General features: G+C 60.5%; 16 protein-coding genes and 1 pseudogene. 8 read left to right on the top strand and 9 right to left on the bottom strand.

All coding sequences use genetic code 11. The features are described 5' to 3' along the window. Positions 1–8: 8 nt before the first annotated feature. Positions 9–1,175 carry an NAD(P)/FAD-dependent oxidoreductase gene (locus POR01S_RS10820; protein WP_255211826.1) on the top strand — a complete coding sequence of 389 codons (1,167 nt, stop codon included), beginning with the start codon at positions 9–11 and terminating at the stop codon, positions 1,173–1,175. Continuing rightward, the gene (locus POR01S_RS10815; protein WP_042135772.1) at positions 1,136–1,495 is read left to right on the top strand and encodes a RidA family protein; all 360 of its coding nucleotides are present in this window, start codon (positions 1,136–1,138) and stop codon (positions 1,493–1,495) included. Before POR01S_RS10820 ends, POR01S_RS10815 begins: the two co-directional genes overlap by 40 nt. 203 nt (positions 1,496–1,698) lie before the next feature. On the opposite strand, the gene POR01S_RS10810 is transcribed toward POR01S_RS10815, so the two are convergent. Then, positions 1,699–1,986, bottom strand: coding sequence for a hypothetical protein (locus tag POR01S_RS10810; RefSeq protein ID WP_042135770.1), 288 nt, complete (start codon positions 1,984–1,986; stop codon positions 1,699–1,701). A gap of 1,044 nt (positions 1,987–3,030) precedes the next feature. On the opposite strand from POR01S_RS10810, the gene POR01S_RS23885 reads away from it, so the two are divergent. Beyond that, positions 3,031–6,531 (top strand): GAF domain-containing protein, encoded by a 3,501-nt coding sequence (locus tag POR01S_RS23885; protein WP_156045016.1) that lies wholly within the window; start codon positions 3,031–3,033, stop codon positions 6,529–6,531. A gap of 398 nt (positions 6,532–6,929) precedes the next feature. On the opposite strand, the gene POR01S_RS10795 is transcribed toward POR01S_RS23885, so the two are convergent. Further along, a complete protein-coding gene (locus tag POR01S_RS10795) occupies positions 6,930–7,214 on the bottom strand; it encodes a hypothetical protein (protein WP_042135766.1) in 285 nt (94 codons plus the stop codon). A gap of 673 nt (positions 7,215–7,887) precedes the next feature. Between POR01S_RS10795 and POR01S_RS10790 the strand changes: the two genes are divergently transcribed. Further along, positions 7,888–9,000, top strand: coding sequence for an STY4528 family pathogenicity island replication protein (locus POR01S_RS10790; protein ID WP_042135764.1), 1,113 nt, complete (start codon positions 7,888–7,890; stop codon positions 8,998–9,000). A gap of 47 nt (positions 9,001–9,047) precedes the next feature. Here the strand turns inward: POR01S_RS10790 and POR01S_RS10785 are convergent, their stop codons facing one another. Beyond that, on the bottom strand, positions 9,048–9,323 hold the full coding sequence (locus tag POR01S_RS10785) for a hypothetical protein (RefSeq protein WP_042135762.1): 276 nt from the start codon (positions 9,321–9,323) through the stop codon (positions 9,048–9,050). A 319-nt stretch (positions 9,324–9,642) separates the two neighbouring features. On the opposite strand from POR01S_RS10785, the gene POR01S_RS10780 reads away from it, so the two are divergent. Beyond that, a complete protein-coding gene (locus tag POR01S_RS10780) occupies positions 9,643–9,990 on the top strand; it encodes a helix-turn-helix domain-containing protein (protein ID WP_042135760.1) in 348 nt (115 codons plus the stop codon). A 329-nt stretch (positions 9,991–10,319) separates the two neighbouring features. On the opposite strand, the gene POR01S_RS23675 is transcribed toward POR01S_RS10780, so the two are convergent. Next, the gene (locus tag POR01S_RS23675) at positions 10,320–10,655 is read right to left on the bottom strand and encodes a hypothetical protein (protein WP_156045015.1); all 336 of its coding nucleotides are present in this window, start codon (positions 10,653–10,655) and stop codon (positions 10,320–10,322) included. A gap of 285 nt (positions 10,656–10,940) precedes the next feature. On the opposite strand from POR01S_RS23675, the pseudogene POR01S_RS10770 reads away from it, so the two are divergent. Then, positions 10,941–11,329 (top strand): annotated as a pseudogene (locus tag POR01S_RS10770) (SDR family oxidoreductase); the annotation flags it as partial. An 89-nt stretch (positions 11,330–11,418) separates the two neighbouring features. On the opposite strand, the gene POR01S_RS10765 reads toward POR01S_RS10770, so the two are convergent. Continuing rightward, positions 11,419–12,201: a helix-turn-helix transcriptional regulator gene (locus POR01S_RS10765; RefSeq protein WP_042135756.1), complete on the bottom strand. Its 783-nt coding sequence runs from the start codon at positions 12,199–12,201 to the stop codon at positions 11,419–11,421. Between the two features lie 139 nt (positions 12,202–12,340). Between POR01S_RS10765 and POR01S_RS10760 the strand changes: the two genes are divergently transcribed. Together POR01S_RS10760 and POR01S_RS10755 are read left to right on the top strand one after the other, a co-directional pair. Then, the gene (locus tag POR01S_RS10760; RefSeq protein WP_042135754.1) at positions 12,341–13,156 is read left to right on the top strand and encodes a carbon-nitrogen hydrolase family protein; all 816 of its coding nucleotides are present in this window, start codon (positions 12,341–12,343) and stop codon (positions 13,154–13,156) included. Positions 13,157–13,263: 107 nt separating this feature from the next. Beyond that, on the top strand, positions 13,264–14,592 hold the full coding sequence (locus POR01S_RS10755; RefSeq protein ID WP_042135753.1) for an APC family permease: 1,329 nt from the start codon (positions 13,264–13,266) through the stop codon (positions 14,590–14,592). Positions 14,593–14,898: 306 nt separating this feature from the next. On the opposite strand, the gene POR01S_RS10750 is transcribed toward POR01S_RS10755, so the two are convergent. Genes POR01S_RS10750 through POR01S_RS10735 form a run of 4 tightly spaced genes read right to left on the bottom strand, consistent with a single transcriptional unit; the run spans position 14,899 to position 18,940 of the window. Beyond that, positions 14,899–15,660 (bottom strand): DeoR/GlpR family DNA-binding transcription regulator, encoded by a 762-nt coding sequence (locus tag POR01S_RS10750; RefSeq protein ID WP_042135751.1) that lies wholly within the window; start codon positions 15,658–15,660, stop codon positions 14,899–14,901. Positions 15,661–15,715: 55 nt separating this feature from the next. Further along, positions 15,716–16,399, bottom strand: a complete 684-nt coding sequence (locus POR01S_RS10745) for an SDR family NAD(P)-dependent oxidoreductase (RefSeq protein WP_255211825.1) — start codon at positions 16,397–16,399, stop codon at positions 15,716–15,718. Positions 16,400–16,410: 11 nt separating this feature from the next. Next, positions 16,411–17,541, bottom strand: a complete 1,131-nt coding sequence (locus POR01S_RS10740; RefSeq protein WP_042135750.1) for a sialidase family protein — start codon at positions 17,539–17,541, stop codon at positions 16,411–16,413. Further along, positions 17,528–18,940, bottom strand: coding sequence for a sodium:solute symporter family protein (locus tag POR01S_RS10735; RefSeq protein ID WP_042135748.1), 1,413 nt, complete (start codon positions 18,938–18,940; stop codon positions 17,528–17,530). The genes POR01S_RS10740 and POR01S_RS10735 overlap by 14 nt, the downstream gene beginning before the upstream one ends. Positions 18,941–18,987 lie beyond the last annotated feature (47 nt).

Below are 18,987 nucleotides of genomic sequence, written 5' to 3'. Positions count from 1 at the left end.
CGGCGGACGTGATCGTCATCGGCGCCGGTCTGCATGGCTTGAGCACGGCGTGGCATCTCGCGCAGCGCGGCGTGCGGGTAATCGTGCTCGAAGCCGATTACGCCGGACGGCATGCCTCTGGTGTGAACGCCGGCGGGGTGCGAACGCTCGGCCGGCATCTCGCGGAAATTCCCCTGGCGTTGGCGTCCCGAGAACTCTGGCACAACCTGCCGGCGCTGCTGGGGACGGACGCGAGTTTCGTCGCCAGCGGCCAGCTCAAGCTGGCCGAAACCGACGCAGAGCTGCAGGAATGCCGGGACCGAGTCGCCCACCTCCAGGCGCACGGTTTCACCCATGAGGTGCTCATCGATCGGGAGGAGGTCTTCGAGCTCCTACCGACGGTGGCGCCCCATGTGGTGGGGGGCATCTGGGTGGCGGACGATGGCTACGCGACGCCTTACCGTGTGGTGACGGCGGTTCGGCAGGCGGCGGAGCGCTTGGGTGTGGTGCTGCATGAGCAGACGCCTGCGCTGTCCGTCACCCAGCGCGGCACGCGCTGGCAGGTCGAAACGCGCAAGGGAAAGTTCGAGGCGGACCATCTGGTGGTGACAGCAGGTGCCTGGGCGGGTCGCCTGGCTGCCGAGGTGGGCGAGCCGGTACCCACTTATCCGCAAGGCCTGATGCTGATGGTGACCCATCGAGTGGCGCCCTTCTGCAGGCAGGTGCTCGGCGCCACCGGTCGCGCCCTGTCCTTCAAGCAGTTCGACAACGGCACAGTGGTCATTGGCGGCAAGTTGATCGGTGCCCTGGACTTCGAGGCCCGCCATGGCGAAGTCGATATCGCTCGTCTGGTGACCAGTGCCCAGACCGTGACGGATCTCTTTCCGCACCTCAGGCACCTCGGCATCAACCGCGCCTGGTCCGGTATTGAAGCCTTCACCGAAGACGATCTACCCGTCATCTCAAGCAGCAGTCGCGCCAGTGGCCTGACCTACTCGTTCGGTTACTGCGGCAGCGGTTTCCAGATGAGCCTTGGCACCGGCCAGCGGGTCGCGCAGCTGGTGCTGGGCGAGTCTTCATCCATCGATCTTGCGGCCTTTGCCATCGATCGCTTCCACAGAGATTCCTCAACCCCCAGGCCAGTAAAGGAGCCTATATGCAACCCATTACCCGTATCGAAACCAACCAGCGCATGAGCCGGGTCGTCCAGTACAAGGGCGGCATCACCTTCGTCGGCGGCCAGACGGCCAATGATCGCACCCAGGACATCAAGGGGCAGACGGCGCAGGTCCTGCAGAAGATCGACGACTACCTGGCCAAGGTCGGCCTGGACAAGACGCGCATCCTCAGCGCCCAGGTGTGGCTGTCGGACATCCAGGCCAACTTCGCCGGCATGAACGAGGTGTGGGACGCCTGGGCCCCGGAAGGGCAGGCACCCGCGCGGGCCACCGTCGAGTCCAAATTGGCCGCACCCGAATTGCTGGTCGAGATTGCCATCGTAGCGGCGGCGGAGTAAGGGCGGCCGCATCAGCTCCCTGCAGCTGAGACGCTGCGCCTATATCAAAAAACGCCAGTAGAGCACTGTCTTCGAGGTCGAGCTGGCTTAACTGCAGATCTACGGAGACTGTTGAGACAGAAGCTCGATGTAAGGTGTTTGTAGCGAAAAAAGCGGAGCCTCAAAAGGCTGGAATGGTTGCTAGACCATCCCAGCCACCGCTTCTAATCGACGGTAGTCGCTTGAGCGTTGGCGCACCGGGAACTAGAGATTGCCCGGCGATAGAGCGTGACCATCTCGTCCAGCAACTCCTGAGCAATGTTGCAGGCAACCTTTAGCCGTAGTTCGTCAGAATGACCGGAGTTGCGCTCTGCCAGCTGAACGAGCAGGTCACCTAGCATTGACGCACGAAGATCCGCATCGGCTTCGATAGACCGAGTGGAAAGATCGACTTGGTCAAGCGCAATAGGCCTGCTGGGGAAGGGGAGGACAGAGGGCTTCTTCTTAGCCATGGCGCACCTCCACTTCGGAGGTATATGGCGAGTCGGTACAGCCGAGGCGGAGCTCGGGCTTAAAAGGAGATACAGGCATTTTAACTGCTCCTCAGACGATTAAGGAGCCGCCACCCGCCGTTGTCACTCGGTGATGGGAGGCGGACCGTGCGGGGGTGACAAACCGGCGTCCGAGGGAACCGGCCAGGCAAAAGCCTGCCCCACACGGCCCGCCATAGAAAACCACAGATGTGGTCTAGCTACAGCGCTACCGCGCCTCGAACGAATCGGGTTGTCACACCCGGTCGCGGGATTGACCACGACGATGCAAATTTACCGCTTCGGAGCGCGTCCTAGCAACCGAGGGCAGCGCTCGCCACCAAAGCACAGCTGACAGCGCTCCGCCGCCAAGACGTGGTTGGCGCGTTGCGCTTGCCCCAGGCACCGGTGAACCTGATCGAGTTTTCTGTCAGTAGATCAACGAGATTGCGGCAGTACATCAGCACCGTCGAGCGAAACTGAGACTGCTGCCCGAATCTGTCCTGCTTATCACCAAGCGGGTCCATAGAGGCCGCCTGCTCGACGGCAAGCAGAGCCAGCTCGACTAGGTGCTTCCACGTCGTCGCGCAGCAGCTCCAGATGCTTCTCGTCCGTCTGCTCAGCCATGTGGGTCTGCTCGGCTACTGGCAATGTTCGTCCGATGTTCAGGCGAGACTAGCGGCTTCCAACAGAGCGTCGCTCGTTTCGCTATCGCTATTGCTCAGTAATCCAGTGATCGTTGACAGGCTTGGCCAACTTGCTCGCTGTGTCTAACCCGCATGTCTAGCTCAAGGACGGCGCTCTGGTGAGCACTATGAACAACGGGTTTTGCTGTGCCCATACCCCCGGCTTTGATCACCTAGAAAGGTAGATGTCGGCGGGTAACATGGATGCACTGAGCTCACATGTTAATAAATTGAGATTGGACTATGGGATCGGGTAGCAGCCCTATACGATGTTCGTCTAGCCACATCTATCTCAGCCAACATTGAAAACGGATGGGCCGTCCTTCGTTAGGAGATTGATTTGCGTACTGCTTCGGTAGACCCGCGCGGTGACGATGTGCGCTTCTCCCTAATACTAGACGCCAGCGAGCGGCTGGTCCGAGCCCGATCATTGGACGAGATCGTCGCCGTACTCCGAGATACTGCGCGTGCCACGGTCGGTGCGGAGGGCATCGCGGTTGTCATTGGACATGAGGGGTTCTGTTCTTATGTAGCAGAAGATGGTGTCTCGCCACTCTGGCAAGGCCAGACCTTCCCTGCTGACCAGTGCATTTCGGGTTGGGTGATGCGTTGCGGTGAGACCGTCGCGATCAGCGATGTCCGGCGCGATTCGCGCATCCCTCAAGAGGCCTACACGCCGACGTTTGTCCGTAGCCTTGTCATGGCGCCCATCGGTAGACCCGAGGTGGTCGCCGCGCTCGGAGCTTACTGGTCAGAGGTCCGCACTCACGATTCAGATACGATCAAACGGCTCGAGAGCTTGGCGCATCTGGCGACGATCGCCATTGAGAATGTGCGCCTTGCTCAAGCCCGCAACTTTGCTGCCGAGCGTGGTGCTGCTCAAAACCGTATCTTGGAATTCGCTGTTGGCGTAACTCCCCTCAAGGTCGCGCTGGATGCAATCATCCTAGAAGTGGAGGCGTTATCACCGTCAGGCTTTCTAGGCAGTATTCTGCTGCTTAACGAAGCGGGAGATCATCTGCAATATTGCGCGGGCCCGAGCCTGCCACGGGAATATACTGACGCTGTCGAAGGCATCACCATTGTTTCGAACAGAGGCTCTGGCAACGCTAAACCAGCACGGGATGAGCAAGGCTTCGTACCCGACGTAGTAGCTGACGCACTTTGGAGCGAAATCCAGGAGCCGACCTTCGCTCATGGTTTATATGCCTGTTGGTCAACCTCTATCCGATCAGCACAAGGTACGGTGATCGGTGCTTTCGTGATGTACCACCGTGAGCGGCATATTCCAGCTCTGGTGGACATCGAGATCGTAGACTTCGTGGTCCAGACAGTTGGGCTCATTGTGCAGCGTGCATGGACAGAGGCCACGATTCGGATAAGCGAGGCTCGCTACCGTCAGATTGTCGAGGGGGCAGAGGATTTTGCGATCATTACCTTCGATGCCCAGGGAAAGATAACCAGCTGGAACACCGGTGCGCAGAGTGTAATTGGCTATCGTGCTGAAGACGTGGTGGGCCGTGACGGTGATTTCTTTTATACAGACGTAGATCGAACCGCTCGTGTGTTCCATTGCGAACTTGAGCTCGCCCGCGATCAAGGAAGAGCCGCCAATGAGCGCTGGCACATTCGCGAGAATGGTACGCGCTTCTGGGGTTCGGGGCTGATGATGCCTCTCGCTTTAGATCACGGTGGTTTCGTTAAGATCTTTTGTGACCGTACGGCTGAGCATCAAGCAGCCACTGCACTAGAGGAGAGTACGGCGCGCCTCCACTTTTTTAATAAGCTCGACGGCAGACTATTCAATGTCCGCCACGCCGAAGACGCAATGCGTGTAGCCACCGAACTGCTCGGACAACAGCTCAACGTATCCCGATGCGCCTATGCAGACGTAGATATTGATCAAGATCGGTTCTGGATTCGTGGTGACTACCATGTGCCCAACGTCCAGAGTTCAGGCGGTATATATAGTCTTGATCATTTTGGCTCACGAACTGCATCTGACATGCGCGCTGGTCGCACGTTAATCATACGTGATGTCGGTGCAGAGCTCAGGGGCGACGATGGCCTTGAAACCTTTAGAACGATCGGCGTCGAAGCGATCATTTGCTGTCCGCTTGTGAAGGATGGCCGGCTGACGGCAATGATGGCCGTTCACCAGAGTCAACCCCGGGACTGGTCTCCGTCCGAAATCTCTTTACTCAAAGACGTGGTCGACCGCTGCTGGACACATATCGAGCGAGTGAGCGTAGAGATGCGCCTGCGCGATAGCGAGGAGCGCCTGCGCCTTGCCGTTGATAACGCCGATATTGGTTTTTGGGACGTCGATATTGCTCAGGACGCTCTGATCTGGCCGCCACGGACCAAAGCGTTTTTCGGCATTTCGGCTGACGTGCCCGTCACCATACAAGATTTCTATGATGGTTTGCATCCCGAGGATCGAGAAGCAACAATCGCAGCTTTTGCGGCGGCTATTGATTCTGAACACCGCGCACTCTACGACGTCGACTATCGCACCATTGGCAAGGAGGACGGCATTGTTCGATGGCTGGCGGCCAGGGGGCGAGGTGTATTCAATACGGCCGGCCAATGCGTCCGTGTCACTGGCACCGTGGTTGAAATCACGGCGCGCAAGATTGCAGAGGAAGAGCTACGCAAGCTCAATGCCACGCTCGAAGGGCGAATAGCACAGGCCATCGCTGAGCGGGAAGAAGTCCAAGCGGCGCTGCGCCAGAGTCAAAAGATGGAGGCTATGGGCCAGCTTACTGGGGGTGTGGCTCACGACTTTAACAACCTGCTTACCCCTATTGTCGCCACGCTTGATCTGCTTCAGCGGAAAGGCGTGGGTGGTGATCGAGAGCAGCGGCTGATCGCCGGTGCCATACAGTCGGCCGACCGTGCGAAAACAGTCGTGCAACGACTGCTAGCGTTCGCTCGTCGCCAGCCCCTCCAATTGGTTCCAGTCGACGTAGCGAAGCTAGTGAACGATATGAGCGATCTTGTCGCTAGCACGATTGGGCCGCAAATCAGGATTGTCGTCGATGCCCCGATAAATCTCCCTACAGCGACGGCGGATCCGAACCAGCTCGAAATGGCACTCCTGAACCTTTGCGTGAATGCACATGATGCGATGCCCGACGGTGGCACAATACGGATTTCGGCAAGAGAGGAGTCGGTCCACGGCATTCACCATTCGGAACTTCCATCGGGCAACTATTTGTGTTTGTCAGTCGCAGACACCGGCATCGGGATGGACGCAGCCACGGTGGCGCGCGCGGTGGAGCCGTTCTTTTCAACAAAAGGCATCGGCAAGGGGACTGGCCTTGGGCTCTCAATGGCACATGGACTCGCATCCCAATTGAACGGCGTCCTTATGATTCAAAGTACACCGGGGGTCGGAACGAACGTAGAGCTTTGGCTGCCGCGCAGTACGGCAGTACTTCGTGCATCGAACTTTTTTTGTACCGAAGCCAAAGAGCTACAAGTGACACCCATGACGGTGCTGCTCGTCGACGATGAAGAACTTGTGCGCACTAGCACTTCTGACATGCTAACCGACCTAGGCTATCGCGTGATCGAAGCCGCCTCAGGAGATGAAGCTTTGAAGTTGTTGGATGCCGGGCAACAGTTCGGTCTACTTGTCACGGATCATCTTATGCCTGGTATCAGCGGGACCGATTTAGCTAAGCTGGTCCGCCTGTCGCGGCCGGAGATTAGCATTCTCCTGATCTCCGGCTATGCGGACCATGAAGGACTTGCCCCTGACATCCGACGGCTTACCAAACCTTTCCGAAAGCATGAGCTAGCAGCAATTATTTCTCGCTTCCGCACCGATCCTTAAAAATCGATCGCAGCTAAAGCGCTGAGTGAGCACAAGCTTGAGGTTAACGCACCAACATCTTTTTGCGGGGTAGATCGATAACTCGCCGTGCGAAAGCAGTCGATCTAATCGATATGGCCGAAAAGATTATTAATTTACCGGCACGCTTTGCTTCGTACATCCAGCTGTACGCGTCACGTAGCAGTTTTGTGGCGTTTATTACTGGGCGTGGTTTAGATCTGCAATCCCCGTATTAGCGCTTGCGTTTGCCGTTCCGCGTAGTGCTAGAGGCATAGGCCGCGTGTCCACAAACCTGTGGAGGTTCTTGAAACAGGCTACTAGGCTTGGACGTCTTACAGATGGAAACGCGACGCCTTTGAGGGCTAGGACGGTCCTGACCGTCCCAGCCACTGCCGCTTCTAGACGATTGTTGTTTGAGTGTTTCCGCGGCGAGAGCTAGATAGCGCCCGACGGTAGAGCGTGACCATCTCGTCCAGCAACTCCTGAGCGATATCACAGGCAACCTTTAGCCGCAGCTCTTCAGGATGACCGGAACCTCGCTCTGCCAGCTGAGCCAATAGATCACCTAGCATTGAGGCACGAAGATCCGCATCGGCTTCGATAGACCGAGTGGAAAGATCCATTTGGTTAAGCGCGATTGGCTTGCTGGGGAAGGGGACGACAGAGGGCTTCTTCTTAGCCATGGCACACCTCCGTTGTAGAGGTATATGGCGAGCCGATAGCGCCGAGGCGGAGCTCGGGCTTAAAAGGAGATACAGGCATTTTAACTGCTCCTCAGACGATTAAGGAGCCGCCACCCGCCGTTGCTACACGGTAAGGGAGGCGGACCGTGCAGGGGTAGCAAACCGGCGTCCGAGGGAACCGGCCAGGCAAAAGCCTGCCCTACACGGCCCGCCATAGAATCATGAAGCCAATACGCGCACGTACGACTCCCTGACTATGGCGCTACCGCGCCTCGAACGCTTTAGGTTGCTACACCTAGTCATGGGATTGACCATGACCAGCCAAATCTACCTCGCTCAAATCGTGACCGCAACCGGTCACAAGCGTCCCTGGCTCTACCCAGCAATGATCGCGGCTCGTTAATTACGAGCGACATGCAGCAGGGTGAAGACCGTTTGGTGGTCAGGCCATCCAGACGGGTTCCCATCCCTGCCTTGCCAGACAGTCCTAGACTTTCTCCGCCGTGAAGCTAGGGGGCTCTCCCACCTCTGACTCATCTATGTTGGTCTACAGCAGACCATTTGGTATGCAACAGAAATACGGTAACGGGCCAAATCGGATTTATCCGGGACAGACCAGTTGGTGCCGAAGAGACTCACCTGGCAGCCGAAAGGCCTTGGTCGGGGAGAGGAAATGGCAAGCTATTCCGCACACGAGCGCTACGCATCGAATGACTGGTTCACGACGCCAATCGCACTGCTGGTAGATCCGCGACTGACCCCGCTGGAGCGCAACGGCTGGCAGGTCTTGCGCATGCTGAGCAGCCCGGATGGGGTCAGTTCGCTTACGAGTCTGAGCCAGCTTCGACGCTATCTCACCACCACGCCATTAGGGCAACGGGCTGGCTATGAGACGGCGCGCCGTGTTCTGAAAGTGCTGCGCCTGACGGGATGGATCACGCTGGTCGGTGTGCAGCGTGACCCCATGACAGGCAAGGTGATGAGCGAGCGCTACAGGGTGCATGAGCGTGCCTTAGCGTTTGAGCAGGCATGCACTGCCGACCAGACGCTTGCCCGTCTATTACAAGCGTGCCTGCACGAGACTGGGCATCCGATCCAGCGGATCGCGCAGCATCTAAGTCAGGCGTTCACGCAGGGTGAGCGCAGTGAAGAGGCAGTGCCTAATCGAGCTTCTATCCCAAGCGAGTTTGGGAGCTCTATCTCCGGGGCGGTACCTGTGGAGTCCGGCTTAGGCCAAACCGGTCTGCCACAGACCAACAAAGTCCACGACGAACCAATTGGCCAATACAGTACGTACAGTAGTAAGACGTATAAAGTACGTACGTATCCTTCAGAGCTGGAAAACCCGAAGGTCAGCGCTCCGCTTCCATCCTGTCTCGCGGAAATTGATGAGGAGCAGTTGCAGGAGCTGCTGACGTCACTTGATGAGTTGTCCCTGGAGCAGCGTCAGCAGGTGTTGGCAGAGCTTGAGGCCAGACACCGTAGCGGCGGTGTGCGCAACGTGGTGGCCTATACCTTTGGCTTGATCAGACGCGTGCAGTCGGGAGGTTTCCGGCCCTATGCACTGCGGGATAGGCCGGCAGTGCAGACCGTGGCGAACAGAGTCCCCGGCATGGACCATCGTCCACGCCCGGCACATCGAGTAGCCCCCGCAAAGCGCTCAACGCCCGAGGTTGCTGAAAACCATATTGCGACGCTTCGCAAGATGCTCAACATGCCTGTCAGGGTGTCGCGCGTGATAGACGACATCAAAGCGCGGTCCGAGCAGCGCGGCGAAGAAAGCTAGCCGCGGTTGATTAAGATTTATCGAGCCACTCTGCGGGCCTGGACTGCTCATAGGCCCAGTGCTGAGGCGTTCGTAATGCTTTTGCTCCGGCGATGGATGATGACCATCTCATCCAACAGATCTTGCGCGGTCATCTTGATAATCGTGGCGCGAAGCGAATCTGTTTCCAGGGTGCACGCGTCAAGCTGATCAAGTAGGTCCTTCAGTACGGAAAAGCGCAGCTCGATGTCATCTGAAAGGTCCGGCAGGTCGCTTGCGAAGTGGCTGGCGTCGATACCTTTCTGAGGGAGCGAATAGATACGGGTGTTCTTTGTGTGCTTCATGATGCGTATACCTTTATTTCCTAACGTCCGTCTGGGGGTCGATTAATCGATCCTGTCCGGGCAGGTCGCTCAGCACTTCAGCCTTCACTCGATGGCTTGAAGGTATTCCAGCCTTCGCAGCAGCCTTAAAAGTGCTATTGCCCAAGGTGCCGGGCCAGTCATATCTCTGTTGACCAGGAGGATTCCTGCCCTCTCACTAGCAGCCCATGAGCAGCTAGGCGAGCTTTAGCAAGACAACCTATAGAGTTGATATTCAACCTTTAATGCCCTTCATGTCAACAGGGTGTCGCTCGACCATTGAGGTTGAAGGGAGGGCGTCATGGCTGAGTACGATACGGCGGCATTGGCAGGTCTGGTGGGGCGAGCCATTGCTCGGCAGCGCATTCGCTGCGGGTTCACCCAAGAGCAGATCGCCGAACGATTGGGGATAGGCAACGAGGCGGTATCGCGCATTGAGCGCGGTCTGGTCATGCCTAACATCGAGCGCTTATTGTCCCTGGCGGAGGTATTCGGCTGTGAAGCAGCGGACCTGCTGACCGAGGCAAGTGCTCGGCCTCAGGATCAGGCCCGACATCTCGAAACACGTCTGGCTACCCTCAACGCCGAGGATCGCCAGCTGGTCATGGAGTTGCTTGAAAGTCTGATTCAGCGACTGGGACGCGGTTGAGCGAGCGACTAGGGTGCTTGATTCCCGGACCTTTAGGCTCTCAGGCAGATGCCTGGGAAGGAGCAGTGCGGGCTCCTCCACGGGACCTGGCGTCTGTGCGCTGAAGGAGTAGCGGGCACAAAAAAGCCCTCGCGAGAGGGCTCCTTCACCGGCGACAGAGTTACACGAGCAGGTGGGCGAGATAGGCTACGCCAGCAGTAAAGGCCGCGCCGCTGAGTACGGGCACCGCGATCCACAGAGGATTGGCCTGACGCTTACGGTACCTGGCAGACTTCTCAAGGACCGCGTCAACCTCAGCGCGTGTGGCTTCGACCCTACGGCGTCTCGACTCATTTATGGCTTGTGCGTTCATGCGCTACTCCTTTGGAGGGCGGCGCCTCCGGGGCCTTATTCAAGGCCGATATAAGCGTGATCATAATACCGGTGATTACTGCTGCAAGCGTGGCCCATTTTCGAAATGAGTCGACGCGTAGCTCTGTGAGTTCGATGTTGAGCTTGTCGATCTCCAGCAGAGTCTTCTCCAGTGTCAGCTCAGCCTGGTACCGAGCAATTTGCTCCACTTCGGCCGCGATATCAGCAGGCGACAGCTCGAGCCGCGGATCTCTAGGGTCTTCATCGAAATCGCCCGCAGATAGCCCTAATGGCGGCTCCTGTCTATTGGACATACAGTACTCATCTCGTTGATTGGTGGAAAAACACGCGGGGCTATGCCACCTCTTACGATGGCCGGCAGCGCCCGGCCCACGGTGAGCATGCGCGGCGCGCCACCTACTCGCGCCGCGTTTCCACATCCGCCGGCCCTCAGACACGGTCGTCGGTCAAGGAACGTAGGTCCTGGCGGCTGTGGCTGACTTAGGTCCCGACCGAACGACTCCGGGTCGGTGTCAACCTGCGCAAACCTAATCGTCTTCCCAGCGCTTCTCGCTACGACCGCTCTTAACCGATGCTGGTGCCGCGAGGCCGTCAAGACAATGATGCCCAACGAATCCGGAGCTATCGTCACCATGGCCTCATACGCGTCCGGCTGTGCGTTTCCCACCCTCGGCGCCTAAGGGGCGTACTAGCCCAACTGACCGGCACGCTCGCGCTCGAAGCCATCGCGCACGGCATCTGCGTCAACGCGGTCGGAGTCGGCGACGTCGTCACCAACATCCTTAATGACGTGGTCGGCGACGGCCCGGGTTGTCTTGCCCAGCACGGCGACGCCGCGCCCAGTGGCCGTGTTGCGAAGCCGGAGGAAACTGCCGAGATTGTCGCCTTGCTCACCTCGGACCGCGCAAGCTTCATGGTCGACTCGATGGTCATGGCCGATGGCGGCATTACTGTCACCGCCGGTTGATCAACCCATCACGCATACAGGGGGTCCCTCATGAGCATGCTGACCCAGGTTGCTTTCTTCATTGCACTCCGCGGTACAAATCTGTGGCGTCATCCGCGCTGAGCTTGCAGGAACACCGCGAACAGCTCCGACTGGGATTTGATACCCAGCTTGCTGTAGACGTGCTTGCGGTGCACCTTCACGGTCTCAGCCGAAATGGTTAATTTGCGCGCCACCTCTTTGCTGGAGTACCCGCTGAGGACCAGGCGCGCCACTTCCAGCTCGCGACCGGTCAGTGCCGTTTCCACCTGGCGTGCCATCCGTTCAAGGCGCTCCTGCCAAGGCGGGGCGGCGGTCGGCTCGCTGGGCTCCGGCTCGTAGCGCAGGCGCTGGCGCACCAGTGCCGTAACCCAGGGCGCTACCAGGGAGAGCAGGGCTATCTGGTCAGGTTGGAAGCGTTGCCGTGAACCCAATGACAGACACAGCGTTCTAGCACCGGGGAGGGCGACATTGAACTGCACCTCGTCAGCGACCACGTTGAGGCTGAAGTAGCGCTGGTAGTAGTCCGTTTGCTCGAAACAGTCAGGCGCGATTTCGCTCAAGCGCACGAGACCTTCCCGCTGGCTCTCGCGACTGGCGATGTAGAAGGGGTCGAGCAGGTACAGGCCGTGCAGGTAGTCCTGAAAGAGCCGGTCCGGTGCACCGTCGTCGCCGGGACTTTCAGCCAACACCTGCGGGCGTCCCTCGCTAAAGATCAGGGCCACCCAGCTGTCGTGATGTACGTACTGCTCCAGCGCGCGGGTCATAGCACGCCAAAAATGCGGGCGTTCGAGCGCTTCGATGAGTTCGGCCACGGTCTGATGGAAGGCGATGTCGTGCAAGGTCATGGTCATCTGTCTACCCCTATGGGGTTACCCCGCGTGCGTAATTCCGCCTGTGTGGCTCCGCCTCCATACTCGACTTCGGACGGAGGGGCGTTCGCATTCTGTGTTTGCCCCCCACGTGATGCAACACTAGGAACGGAGCCCCGTCATGCAAGTTGAACTCGCTCAGCTCACCGGTCGTGATGGTAATACGGCCCATAATCTCGCCCAGGCCCTGCAGGCTATCGCGGCGTGCAGGGCGGGCACTCGCCTGCTGGTGTTCCCGGAGACCTACCTGACGGGCTTTCCGACGCCAGAAAACGTTGCGGCCCTGGCTGAGCCTTTGGATGGCCCGAGCCTGACCGCCATCGGCAAGGCAGCGGCTGCGCGTGGGCTGGCTGTTGCCATCGGTTTTGCAGAAGACGACGGTGGCACGTTCTATAACACCACTGTGTTGATGGACGGGCAGGACATTGTGCTGACCTACCGCAAGACGCACCTGTGGGCGTCGGATCGCGGCGTGTTCGCGCCGGGCGATCGCTACGCCACGGCGCTGCTGGACGGCGTACGGGTCGGCTTGCTGGTGTGCTTCGACATCGAATTCCCTGAGAGCGCACGGGCCCTGGGTGAGCTTGGCGCAGAGCTGCTGATCGTCACCAACGGCAACATGGACCCCTACGGGCCGACGCACCGAACCGCGATTATGGCGCGGGCGATGGAAAACCAGGCCTATGCGGTCATGACCAACCGGGTCGGCGCAGGCGATGACGGTCTGGTATTCGCCGGTGGCAGTGCAGTGGTCGACCCCAACGGCAGCCTGCTGCTGGAAGCCGGTCGAGAGCCCTGCGCGCAGTCCATCTCCCTGGACTTTCATCGCTTGGCCGAAGCCCGCCGTGACTATCGCTACCTGGAAGAGCGCCGCATGACGCTGCCAGGTACGCGTATCGACCATGCCAATGGCGTGCGTGAGCTACTGATCCCCTGACATTTTCCTTCTGAAGGGCGCCATAGACGCGCCCGTTGCGGCCTTGCCGCGCACTTTTGCCGACCTCGGTCCTGCCATAAAAACTTATAAAGTGGGAGTAACCAGTAATGGCTCGTCTGCAACGATCCCTCTCTCTGGGAGCGGTGGTGCTGTTCGGCATCGCCTACATGACGCCGATCATCGTACTCGGCACGTTCGGCATCCTTGCCGAGATTACCCACGGTGCCGTATCAGCGGCTTACCTGGCCGCTGCGGTGGCGATGTGCTTCACCGCGCTGAGCTATGCGCGCATGGCCAAGCTGTTTCCGGTAGCCGGATCGGCTTATAGCTATGTGCGCCACAGCATCAGCGATCACCTCGGGTTCATCGCCGGCTGGGCGGTGTTGCTCGACTACCTCTTCCTGCCGATGGCGATCTGGCTGATTGGCGCGGCTTACCTTCATTCGGCGTTCCCGCAGCTACCCCAGGCAGTTTGGGTGCTGACGTTCATCCTGGTCACCAGCGTGATCAACATCTTTGGCCTGCACCTGGCCAAGAGCATCAACAGCGTACTGATGTTGGTGCAGTTTTTGGTACTGCTGGCTTTCGTGGCGCTGTGCGTGCATTACGTGCTGGGCGACGCCAGCAAGCCGCTGTTGTCGTTGCAACCGTTCTTGGGCGAGGGCGTGAACCTGTCCCTGGTGATGGCCGGCGCGGCGGTAGCCTGTTACTCCTTCCTGGGCTTTGATGCGGTCAGCACCCTGACCGAGGAAACCCGCGACCCCCAGCGCACCATTCCTCGGGCGATCCTGCTGATCACCCTGATCGGTGGACTGATTTTCGTGGTCACGGCCTATTTCGTTCAGCTGGCCCATCCGTCCACCCTATTTGAAAGCAGCGATGCGGCCGCTTACGAGATCGCGCGCAATATCGGGGGTGACCTGTTTGTGTCGGTCTTCCTGATCGGGTTGATCGTGGGCCAGTTCACCTCGGGCTTGTCGGCGCAGGCCAGCGCCTCGCGACTGATGTTCGCCATGGGCCGCGATGGCGTGCTGCCCCGGGCGCTACTGGGCACCCTGAGCCCGCGCTTCGGTACGCCGGTAGGCGCTATCCTGGTCTGCGCGGTAGTGGCGCTGCTGGCCCTGAGGCTTGATGTCACCACCTCGACCTCATTCATCAACTTCGGCGCCTTTCTAGCGTTCAGCCTGGTGAACCTCTCGGTGATCGTTCACTTCGCACGCCAGCCGCAGAAGCGTGGCCCCCTACAACTGGTGCTCTACCTACTGTGTCCACTCATCGGTATGTTGGCGACGCTCTGGCTGATGATCAGTCTTGACCGCTTGGCGATCATGCTTGGCTGCAGCTGGCTGCTGCTCGGTGGACTCTATCTGGCTTGGCTGACGGGAGGTTTTCGTAGTCGCCCGCCCGCACTTAGTTTCGAAGCTGAGCAAGGGTAAGTAACGCGCTTTTCGCTGTGCAGGGCAGGTACCCAGCCAAGCCGGCGAAGGCGTGTGAGTACATCTGCTTCGCCGGTGGCCACATACCGAACCAATGCCGTATCGGCTGCAGGTGGCCCCTATGTACTTAGCCCAAGCGCTGGCCAGCATTTGGCGTTTGGCGTTTGGCGTCAGGCGCCGGAGACGCGGTTTAGGGGTGGCACCCAGAGCACGCCTGGTCTGAAACTGGCGTGTGGATCGCAGCCGCCTACCGCGTTCAACGACTGATCCTGTCGCCAAGGCCCAGCGTAGATAGCGCGTTAGCGCTCAGGACACCACTTCGACGCGAACCAGGCCCTGCTGCCTAAACGGGGTCAGGACCTCGGTCGCCGTGGCATCGGTGATCAGCGTCCAGTCCGTCTTCAGCGGCGTCCAGTGTTGCTGGCGATCACGACCCAGCTTGGTCGAGTCGGCAAGCACGAAGACCTCGGCGGCCTGCTGGATCATCAGCTCCTTAAGGTACGCCTGCTCGGTACTGGCCTCGCAAAGGCCACGGCCGGCTACCACGCCATCGGCGCTGAGAAAGACCTTGTCGGCCGACAGCCGCTCCAGCATGGTGAAGGCCGCCGGGCCGAAAGTGGACATGCTGCCGGGGCGCAGGTCGCCACCGAGCAACGTCACATGGCCTTCAGGTAAATCGCGCAGCAGCGGCACCGCCAGCAGGTTGTTGGTGATGACGTGCAGACCACGTCTTTCGTTGAGCAGCTTGGCCAGGGCGGCGGTGGTGGTGCCGCCGTCCAGCACCAGGGTGTCGTGGTCGTTGATATGGGCGAGGGCGGCGCGGGCAAGCAGGGCCTTTTCCGGACCGGACTGGTTGCTGCGTTGCTCCAGGGACGGTTCAGGCTCACGAGTGCCGATGTGAGTCGCGCCGCCATAGGTCCGCAGGATCTGGCCTTCTTCCGCGAGGGCGGTCAGGTCGCGGCGGACCGTGGCTTCCGACACTCCCAGATGCCGGCAGAGGGTTTCGACGTTGGTGTGACCGGCCAGAACCAGTTCGAGGATGGCCTGGCGACGTTTGGCGACCTTCATGGGGAATCCATCGGGAGAGACCGCGCTACTCTAGCGCAGTCACGCTTCCCCCACATCACAGCGACGCGCCACCGCAGACCGTCAGCGTCTGGCCGGTGAGGGCGCTGGCATCCGGACCGAGCAGGAAGGCGGTCAGGCCCGCGACCTCTTCAGGCTGCACGTAGCGGCCCAGTGGGGGCAGCCGCGGCGGCGTGCCTACGCGACCCGGGTCGCGCAACATGGGCGTCTCGGTCGCCCCGGGCGCTACCAGGTTCACGGTGATGCCACGCGAGGCCAACTCCAGCGCCCAGGAGCGCACCAGACCCACCAGGGCCGCCTTGGTGGCGGCGTACTGGCTGCGTCCAGCTACGCCTTGCATAGTGCGGCTGCCGATCAGCACGATACGACCGCCTGCGGCGAGGCGCTCGATCAGGCGGTCCACCAGCCGGCTGGCCACGGCGACGTGCAGGTGCCACATGGCGGCGCCATCGGCTGGATCCAGGGCGCCCAGCGGTGCTGTACGCATAAAGCCCGCCGCATGGACGATGGCGTCCAGCGGGCCAATATCAGCCAGCACGGCATCCAGTGCCTGGTCATCGGCCAGGTCGACGCCGATCCAGGTCAGCGCCGGATGGGGCTGTTCCGGCGGGCGCCGGCTGAGGCCGGTCACCTGCCAGCCTTCGGCGAGCAGCCGCTGGGTGATCGCCGCGCCGATGCCAGAGCTGACGCCGGTCACCAGGGCATGAGGCTGAGTCATCATCGCTGTCTCCTCTAACGCAGCGCGGCCAGGGGCAGGCAAACGTGCTTGATGCGCTGGCGGAAGTAGGTGAAGGCCAGGTGCACATCCCCGTCGGCTGCCTGCACCAGGCTGGGATAGGAATACTCGCGATTGAGCTTTTCGGTGGAGTTGTTGGTCAGGCAATAGCCATCGCCAGCCTCGATATCCAGGCGCCGCCAGCTCTGACCCTCGTCCGTGGACACGGCCAGACTCATCGGGCCGCGCGGAACGCCCCAGACAGCGGCGCGCTCGCCGTCCTTCGCCACCGGATCGACCCGACTGTCGCCGTCGTCGATCTCGTCATAGAGCGAGGCGCGGCGTTCGCTGTAGTCGGCGGCGCTGGTGGGGTTGTAGGCCACGACCAATTCGCCGCTGGTGAGACGAACGAACTGGATGGACGAGTTGTTGTTGGGCAGGGCCGTCGGGGTGGGGACGCTCCAGCTGCGACCGCCGTCCTGGGAGCGGCTGGCGTGGATGAAGTCCGCCCAGCGACTGCGGAACAGCGCCAGCAAGGTGCCATCTCCCAGCGGCTGGATATTCATGTGTACGTAACCGGTGCTCTCGGGCACGGCATGCTCGGTCCAGCTGCGTCCCTGGTCGCTGGAAATCAACACGGCGCTGGTGTCATGGCTGCCTACCCACTTTTCGCCAGGGCGGGCGATGCAGTGGAAGATCGGCAGCAGCCAGTCGCCGTTGACCAGCACCACCGGCGGTTGGCGAACGAAGGTTCCGGGGGTGTCGATCAGGGTCTCGATGGCGCCCCAGCTGTGGCCGCCATCGGTGGATAGGCGACGACGAACGATGGCGGTGTCCTGGTTGCCGGCCACCTGAGCCGTCCACAGCAGCCACAACGGGCCATTCGGCGCCTGGAACAGGATGGGGTTCTGCTCGGAGCGAGTGGGGTCGTCCGACAGTTGCACGGGCTCGCTCCAGATACCGGTCTTCGGATCGCGGCGGCTGAGCAGCACCGAGATGTCGGCCTTGCCTTCCTGGGTGCCGGCGAACCAGGTGCACAGCAGGGCGCCGTCAGGCTGAGCCAGCAGGTTGGCGGCGTGGTTCTGCGGATAGGGCGTCGGCAGGAAGCTGTCCTGACGGCCGGCGATGGCGATTTCAGTGATGGACATGGGGGACCTCGGCAGGGGCGGCTTTGGCGGCGGGCTGGGGAAAGAGACGTTCGATGACCACGACGATGGCAGGCGTCGCCAGGGCAACGTACATGTTGTCGATGCCATAGGGATTGCCCAGCAGATACCAGACGCTGGTGGTGGTGGTCGAGGCCAGCAGGCCCAGGGTCGCACCGCGGTTGGTGGCGAACAGCGGCAGGTAGATCGCGATCATGGCGATCACCGCGATGGACAGGCGCAGCGCCCGGGTAAAGAACGACAGGTTGAGGATCTCGGGCACGAAAAACACGAAGAACAGCGGCACGAAGCCGATGATAAGGGAGATCACCCGGGTGGCCTTGAATTCACGCTCGGGCGTCGGCTTGCGCAGCGGCACATAGAAGTCCCGGACCACCAGCGAGGCGATGGCCAGGGCCACGGTGCTGACGCTGACGAAGATGGAGGCGACCAGGGAAATGGTCACCACGCCGGCCAGTACCGGGTGCATCGACTGCAGGAAGACCGGCAGGGCGTAGAGGCTGCTCATCTCCGGATGCAGGTACTTGGACGCGACCCCGATGAAGCCCAGCGCCAGGGAGATGGGGATGCACAGCAGCGAGGCATGGAAGGTGGAGCGTTGTGCGGCGCGGGCATCCTTGGTCGAGGAAATCGCCTGGATGATGAACTGGGTGGAGAAGATCGCTCCGACGGTACCGATGATCCAGGCGACGATCTTGCTGCCGCCGATGGTGCCGTCCCAGGTGAAGTAGTGCTCCGGCATGTTCTGCATGACCGGGGTGAAGCCGCCGGTCATGTGCAGGGCCACGCCCAGGACGATCAGCACGCCCACGTACTTGACCGAGGTGTGCAGGATGCTGACGTAGGCCACGCTCTTCAGCCCGCCGAAGACGTAGTACAGGGTACTGACAATGGCCGTGATGAAGGCGGCGGTGGGCAGGTTGATCTTGAGTACCGTGGCGATGGCCGCGGCGCCGCTGACGTAGTTGCCCACGTTCACCAGCAGGAGGGCGTAGATCATGATGATCGACACCATCAGCTTGGTGGACAGGCCGTACTTCTGCGCGATGAAACCGGAGATGGTGAATTCGCCGGAGGCATAGAGCTTTCGCGCCATCAGCAGGCCGAACAGCGGAAAGCCGATGGCCGCGGCGATCACCGACCAGGAGGCGGCGAAACCACTCTCGAAGGCGGCCTGGGCGGTGCCCACAGTGGACTTGGCGCCGATGAATTCCGACATCATCAGGATGCCCACCACGAAGGCCGGCATGCTGCGCGCGGCCACCATGAATTCGCCGCTGGTACGACTGCGCAGGCGGATGCTGAGCCAGGTGGTGAAGAGGATGTAGACCACCACCATCCCGATGATGATGGCGGTGCTTTGCACGTCGAACGTCTGCATGGAAATCGCTCCGTGTTGTTGTTGTACGAGCTTTTTCACAGGGCGCC

Source organism: Pseudomonas oryzihabitans NBRC 102199 (assembly GCF_000730625.1).
GTDB lineage: Bacteria > Pseudomonadota > Gammaproteobacteria > Pseudomonadales > Pseudomonadaceae > Chryseomonas > Chryseomonas oryzihabitans.
The sequence above is the reverse complement of the archived record's forward strand: the minus strand, read 5'-3'. Positions and strand labels throughout refer to the sequence as shown.